The sequence below is a fragment of the Rhizobacter sp. P2_H2 genome (genome assembly GCF_056403375.1).
In genome coordinates, this window is record NZ_JBFUFP010001470.1 from 1 (window position 1) to 1,045 (window position 1,045).

The window sequence follows — 1,045 nt, forward strand, 5'->3', positions numbered from 1 at the left end:
CGCAGGACCTGCTCGACGAGACCGGCGAAGCGCAGGCCGTGCGTGCGCGCTGCCTGGCCCACTTCGTCGCCTTTGCCGAAGAGGCCGGCGGCCACCTGCACGGCCCGGGCGAACTGGCGTGGCTGCCGCGACTGAAGGCGGAACAGGACAACCTGATCGCGGCGCACGACTGGTGCGCCCAGCTACCGGCTGGCGCCCACGCCGGCTGGCGTTTCGTGGCGGCGCTCGGCCGCTACTGGGCCTTTGCCGGCCCGCTCGACGTGGGCTACTGCCTGGGCGCCGCCGCGCTGGCGCGCGACGCACACGGGCTCGACGAGGCGCTGCGCGGCAAGGCGCTGCTGGCGATGTCGCACCTCGCGTACAAGCGCGGCTTCTACGACGAGGCCTTGCGCTGGGCCGACCGGGGCGGCGAGCTGGCGGCATCGGCCGACAACGCCGAGCGCACCGCCGTGGCGTTGAGCCTGCGCGCCAACGCATGGCATGCGCTGGGGCGCGCCGACGAGGCCTTGTCGGCGTATGAGCAGGCGACCGAGCTGCTGCGTTCCAACGGCGTGCCCGACATCCGCCTGGTGGTCAGCCTGAACAACATCGCCGAGATCCACCGCGGTGTCTGCCGCCATGCGCAGGCACGGGCGCTGTACGACGAAGCCATCGCGCTGGCGAAGCGGCTCGAGCTGCCGGCGTYGGTGACGGGACAGTTGCAGAGCAACCTGGCGCAGGTGCAGGTCACCCTCGGGCAATGGCCGGCGGCGCGGGAGACGCTGCAGGCGTTGTGGCCGCTGGTGCGGCGCGATGGCCTGCCGAAGATGGGGGCGAGGCTGGCGGAAGTGGCCGCGGGCCTCGCTTCGGCGCTGGGGGAGCATGTGCAGGCGGCCAGGCTGCACGGCGTGGCGCTGGCGGGAAGGCGCGAGGATGGGGAGCGGGCCGATCCGGTGGACGAGGCGTTCATCGCGCCGCTGATGGCGGCATCGCGGGGGGCGCTGGGGGTGGAGCGGTTCGAGGCCGAACAGGCTGCAGGGGAGGCGATGACGCAGCAGGAGGTGGA

1 protein-coding gene is annotated in these 1,045 nt (G+C 73.3%); it reads left to right on the forward strand.

Features of this window, described 5'->3' with window-relative positions:
- Positions 1 to 1,045, forward strand: a 1,045-nt coding sequence (locus AC1D15_RS34000) for a tetratricopeptide repeat protein (RefSeq protein WP_477829539.1), incomplete at both ends; no start/stop codon positions are given.